This window comes from Oribacterium sinus, assembly GCF_963553175.1.
Classification (GTDB): domain Bacteria; phylum Bacillota; class Clostridia; order Lachnospirales; family Lachnospiraceae; genus Oribacterium; species Oribacterium sinus_B.
Genome location: NZ_CAUVME010000063.1, coordinates 1 through 5360, shown reverse-complemented (window position 1 = coordinate 5360; position 5360 = coordinate 1). Strand labels below are relative to the sequence as shown.

Below are 5360 nucleotides of genomic sequence, written 5' to 3'. Positions count from 1 at the left end.
TTCATTTCCATAAAATAGAACTTGCCTTCCTGATCCACGATAAATTCTATGGTGCCGGCTCCTACGTAAGACACCGCCTTGGCCGCATTCACCGCAGCCTCCATCATGGCTTTACGGCTTTCCGCTGTCACAATGGGGGAGGGGGATTCCTCCACCAGCTTTTGGTGATTTCGCTGGATGGAACAATCTCTTTCTCCGAGAGCAATCACATTTCCGAAGCTGTCTCCCATGATCTGCACTTCCACATGACGGGGCTCCAAAATCAGCTTTTCCAGATACATGGCATCATCGGAAAAGGCATTGGCGGATTCCCTTTGGGCGGTAAGGAATTCATTTTCAAAATCTCCCTCGGAATAGCATTCCCGCATACCCTTTCCGCCGCCGCCGGAGCTGGCCTTAATCATCACCGGAAAGCCCATGGCCTTGGCTTCCTCTAAGGCCTCCTTCACATCATAAAGAGCATTTAAAGAACCGGGTACCACCGGCACCCCGGCTTCCCGCATCTTGGTTCTGGCCTGGGATTTATTCCCCATGCCGTCTATCACCTCCGGACTCGGTCCGATAAAGCAAATGTCGTTTTCCCTACATTTTTCGGCAAACAGAGCATTTTCCGACAGAAAACCATAGCCCGGATGAATGGCATCACAGCCGGTATTCTTGGCTACGGTAATCAGGGTGTCCATATTTAAATAGGAATTCCGGGAAGAACCCTCTCCAATACATACCCTTTCCTCCGCCAGTCTTCCGTGAAGGCTGTCCTGGTCTTCTTTGGAATATACCGCCACGGAGGGGATACCCATGCCCCGAAGAGCCCGAATTACCCGAACGGCAATCTCTCCCCGGTTGGCTACTAAGACTCGCTTAAACACTTCCGCCTCCTTTACAGCTTACGCACACGGAACAAAGGCTGTCCATACTCCACCTTCTGCTCATTGGAAACCAGTACTGCCTCGATTTCACAGTCAAAATCCGCGGTGATTTCGTTCATCATTTTCATAGCTTCCAGAATACAAACCGTGTCTCCCGCCTTTACCTTATCTCCCACCGCAACAAAGGCGGGAATATCCGGTCCCGATGCGGAATAAAAGGTTCCCACGATAGGGCTGGTGATATGTACCTCATTCTCTTCTTCCGAATTCTCCTGCTTTTCCGTAGTCGGATTCTCATAAACCACCTGAGATGCTCCTCCCTGAGCAAGCACGGGAGGATGGTCTAATTTACTCATAACAATCTTAAAATCTCCATCTTTAATGGACATGGTATTTAAGGAGGAATTCTCCAAAATTCTTACCAAGCCCTCTACCTTTTCTAAATCCATTCTTTCTCCTCTCCTACTTCTCAAATAACTTGGATAAGCGTTTTGCCGCCAAACGACAATCTAAGACTTCCTTACAGGGCTTATGAATCAGCTTTCGCATTTCCTGTAGCTCCTTTTCCTCTTCCAGTAGGAGCTTTTGCGCTTCCTGTACCGTAATCTTTTCAAAATGAATCTTATCATCCATCCTTCTTTGTACAAGCTTTGGCAAATCTACCGTTGCCACCGTAGCTATTTTTCCATAGCCTCCGGTAGTTTGCCGGTCTGCCAGAAGGACAATGGGTTTTCCATGGGAAGGAACCTGAATAGAGCCTAGGGCAATTCCGTCGGAAATAATGTCGGAGCCCTTCTTACTTTCAATATATGCTCCCTCCAGCCGAAGTCCCATACGATCAAACTCACTTCCCACCGTATATTCGCTTTCATAGAAGCTCTTGATTCCTCTTTTGGAAAATACCTCTTCCTCCGGTCCGGGCACCACCCGAATCTTCACTTTACTTTCCTCATACTCCTTTAAGGGGAGGGTTCTGGAAAGAAAGCTGGGAAGATAAATTCTTCGATTAATTCTGGTATCCAGATAATCCCCATCCTCTAATTTTCTTCCCTTAAAGCCGCCAATCTGACACTTTAAATTGGTAGAACGGGAGCCCATAATCACCGGCACCTTTAAATAGTTGGAAAAGGCGATATAACAAGTTCGTCCGGTTCTGGCGGAACCTACCTTCAGCACATCTCCCTTCGCCACATATATGGCTGTATACATAGGGATGGCTTCATCATTTAATTCCGGTCGGAAATCTCCTCCTGTAATGGAGATAATCATAGGCGCGGTAAACTCCAAGGTGGGACCGATTAAAGTGCATTCCAGCACCGCCTCATTTTCCGGATTATCCAAAAGCAGGTTTGCAATACGAAAGGCTCTTCTATCCATAACACCGTTCACATTAAAGCCCTGGGCCTGATAACCTGTACGACCTAAGTCCTGAACCGTAGTAAGAAGGCCTCCCTTAATAACTCGAAATCCCATATCAGCCCTCCTTATGCCACTGTACCGTATACTTTCCTGCAGCTACCGCCTCCGAAATCCTTGTATATTCAGAATCCGTAATCGGATAAAAATGAATATATTCCCCCGGCTGTACCAAAATAGGATCCTGCTTTTCCAGGTCATACATCTTTACCGGGGTTCTTCCGATAAGCTGCCAGCCTCCCGGAGAATCCACCGGATAAACGCCGGTTTGGGAGCCTCCGATGCCTACAGAGCCTGCAGGAATCTTCACCCTGGGATTTTCCAGTCTGGGAGTATGAAGCTTTTCCTCCAACCCGCCAAGATAGGTAAAGCCCGGTAAGAAGCCCAGCATATACACAAGATAGTCCTTCTCACTATGCAGACGAATCAGCTCTTCGCCGCTGATGCCGGCATGCTCCGCCACATAGGAGAAATCCGGCCCCAGCTCTCCTCCGTACAATACGGGAATCTCCCAGACCTTCTTCTCCATGCTTTCCACCTTGGTATCCATCTTTACAATGGCGGAAACCCTCTTATAGATTTCCTCGTAACGAATAACCAATGGATTGTATTGCACAAGAAGTGAGGCATAGGCGGGAATCATGTCCACAATTCCCTCAATTTGTTGCATTTTCAATAGTTTTACCGTAGCGCTGATTCTGCGGTTCACATCCTCTCCGATTCTTTGCTCAAACTGAAGCAACAGGGCAGAGTCTCCTGCAGTAAGCACTCGTATCTTTTCCATAGTTTTCCTTTCTCCGAACTTCACATTTCGCTACGCTCCTGCCTCTTAAGCAGCAAATAGAGCGGAAAGCTTTGTCAAGGAATTTAATCCCACATAAGCAGATAATACTACCACGATAATCCCCAAGAAAAGCAGAATTTTCGGATGCTTATAATTTTCTCCCATAATTTTCTTATTCTGAGAAGCTACAAGGCAAATGCCTAAGCTTACCGGTAAGATTAAACCGTTCAGAGAGCCTGCCAAAACCAGAAGCTTTGCCGGACTTCCAAGCCCTGCCATTACCAGGGTGGAAAGAAGAATAAAGGCAATGATAAAAAGATTTTCTCTCTTAGCCACTGCAGGAGATAAGGTCTTTAAGAAGCTGACAGAGGTGTACGCCGCACCAACGATGGAGGTAATGGCCGCACAGCAAAGAACCAAACCGGAAATTCTTTGTCCGATTACACCTGCGCCCTGAAGGAAAGCATCCGCTGCAGGGTTCTTCGCATCCAAGCTGGCACCCTTCACCACAACACCCAATACCGCAAAGAACAAAAGGACACGAACCAGGGTTGCTACAAACATTCCCATAAGCGCGGAATAATTAATATCCTTCAACTTATCTTCTCCGGTAACTCCCGCATCAATCAAACGGTGCGCTCCCGCGAAGGTAATGTATCCTCCAACCGTACCGCCCAAAAGAGTAAGGATGGCAGGGAATAAACTTACGATGCTGGCTTCCGGAAGAATACTGTTCTTAAGGCCGGAGGCAATGGGAGGCTTTACCATAAAGATGACCACCAGGATAACAAGAATCATGACAGCCCCAAGAATCTTAACCAAGTGATCCATAATTCCTTTGGCATTCTTGGATAAGAAAACCAGAATAGCCAGACCTCCTGCAAGAAAATAGCCAAGCTGTGTGGGAATTCCCAGAACCGTTTGTAATCCTAAAGCACCTCCTCCTACATTTCCGATATTAAAAACCAAACCGCCCAAAACAATTAAGAAGGAAACAAAATATCCCAGTCCCGGAAGGATACGGTTGCCCACATCCTGTCCCCGCATGCCGCTGATGCAAAGCACACGCCAGATATTCAGCTGAGCAATCGCCGCCAAAATAACCGAAGCTAAAATAACAAAGGCAAAGCTGGCTTTAAAATCACCGGTAAACTTTGCCGTCTGGGTTAAAAATCCCGGTCCGATGGCTGAAGTTGCCATCAGAAAGGCTGCTCCAAGCAGTGCTCCGCTTTTCTTCTTCGTTCCGCTCATAATAAGTTCCTCCTTCATTTTATTGGACAGTTGAACTGTTGCGTTGTTTATTTAAGACTTATTTATCAGTGTCTTTAAATTAAGTCTTATACACAGTATAGTCATTTTTTCTCGAGCGTCAAGATTTTTTTCCGGATTTTCCCGGATAAGAATAGAACGAAAACAGAATAAACATGGAACAACACAGAACAGAAGCGGAAATCCGCAGTATTTTCTTAAGAATTTTTCCAAGCTTTGAATTTTCTAATTTATTTTATAAATAGGCCGATATATAAGCTGGGTCTAAGAGCTACTCTTAGCCATTTGCATGAGAAAGGAGCAAATATGCAAAAGTTTTTTACACAAACTAAGGCATTTTCAAGAAGGATTTTGAAGGCTTTAGAAAATTACGGAAGAAAAGGCTTAGGAGTTCTTACCCTATGTTCTCTTCTGGCAAGCTCTCCGGTTTTTGCCGGAATCCCTTTAAAACAGGGAGATGGTGCAGTGAATGATGCCCAGGTCAATGCGGCTATTGAAGTTTATAACAGAATTCCTGCATCCATTCGTTTACAGTATGAGTTGAATCATAACAGTATTACTTTTTTTAACAGTAAACAAAGACGAGACAATGTCATCGGCATGTATACCGCACTGGATGGAATGGAAGCAAACATAATGCTATCCGACCAGGACTTACTGGGAGCCTACGCTCTTGCCCATGAAATCGGACATTATTTCGATGATGTAGTATATAAAGACGAAGAAATTCTTTTACAAGAAAAGCGTTATGGAAATCAGGTCTTCCGCTATGTTACCAGAGGAAAACGCTCTCGTTCCGAGGAAGCGGATTTCGTAGCAATCTATCAGCAGGAAGCCAATCAAAACGGTTTGGTAACCCAATATGAGAAATCCGACAGTACAGAGTACTTTGCCGGAAGCTTTAAAGCTTATGTGGATACTCCCGAGCAGCTACAGGTTGTAGCTCCCGCTACTTATGCTTTTATCGATCAGTTGGTAACGGAATTTAACGCTAGCCACCCGGTACCGGAGGAAGCGGTAAC

6 protein-coding genes are annotated in these 5360 nt (G+C 45.8%); 1 reads left to right on the top strand and 5 read right to left on the bottom strand.

Annotated elements, in window-relative coordinates; translation table 11 throughout:
• The 5 genes from RYO92_RS10705 to RYO92_RS10685 form a co-directional block, all read right to left on the bottom strand.
• Positions 1-869 (bottom strand): ATP-binding protein (locus RYO92_RS10705; RefSeq protein WP_315370371.1); only part of this gene is annotated, 869 nt, incomplete at its 3' end.
• 11 nt (positions 870-880) lie between these two features.
• Positions 881-1318 carry an acetyl-CoA carboxylase biotin carboxyl carrier protein gene (gene accB / locus RYO92_RS10700; RefSeq protein ID WP_315370370.1) on the bottom strand — a complete coding sequence of 146 codons (438 nt, stop codon included), beginning with the start codon at positions 1316-1318 and terminating at the stop codon, positions 881-883.
• Between the two features lie 13 nt (positions 1319-1331).
• Positions 1332-2342 (bottom strand): biotin-dependent carboxyltransferase family protein, encoded by a 1011-nt coding sequence (locus RYO92_RS10695; protein ID WP_315370369.1) that lies wholly within the window; start codon positions 2340-2342, stop codon positions 1332-1334.
• Position 2343: 1 nt separating this feature from the next.
• Complete coding sequence (gene pxpB, locus RYO92_RS10690) at positions 2344-3069, bottom strand: 5-oxoprolinase subunit PxpB (protein WP_315370368.1); 726 nt, start codon at positions 3067-3069, stop codon at positions 2344-2346.
• Between the two features lie 45 nt (positions 3070-3114).
• Positions 3115-4320 carry an NRAMP family divalent metal transporter gene (locus tag RYO92_RS10685; protein ID WP_315370367.1) on the bottom strand — a complete coding sequence of 402 codons (1206 nt, stop codon included), beginning with the start codon at positions 4318-4320 and terminating at the stop codon, positions 3115-3117.
• Between the two features lie 324 nt (positions 4321-4644).
• On the opposite strand from RYO92_RS10685, the gene RYO92_RS10680 reads away from it, so the two are divergent.
• The coding region (locus RYO92_RS10680) for an anthrax toxin lethal factor-related metalloendopeptidase (RefSeq protein WP_331649010.1) at positions 4645-5360 on the top strand (716 nt) is incomplete at its 3' end.

What these genes read in the sequence shown, in the direction of transcription:
- accB (WP_315370370.1), bottom strand. Translation starts at nt 1,318, where the DNA reads ATGGATTTAGAAAAGGTAGAGGGCTTGGTAAGAATTTTGGAGAATTCC.
- pxpB (WP_315370368.1), bottom strand. Translation starts at nt 3,069, where the DNA reads ATGGAAAAGATACGAGTGCTTACTGCAGGAGACTCTGCCCTGTTGCTT.
- RYO92_RS10685 (WP_315370367.1), bottom strand. Translation starts at nt 4,320, where the DNA reads ATGAGCGGAACGAAGAAGAAAAGCGGAGCACTGCTTGGAGCAGCCTTT.
- RYO92_RS10695 (WP_315370369.1), bottom strand. Translation starts at nt 2,342, where the DNA reads ATGGGATTTCGAGTTATTAAGGGAGGCCTTCTTACTACGGTTCAGGAC.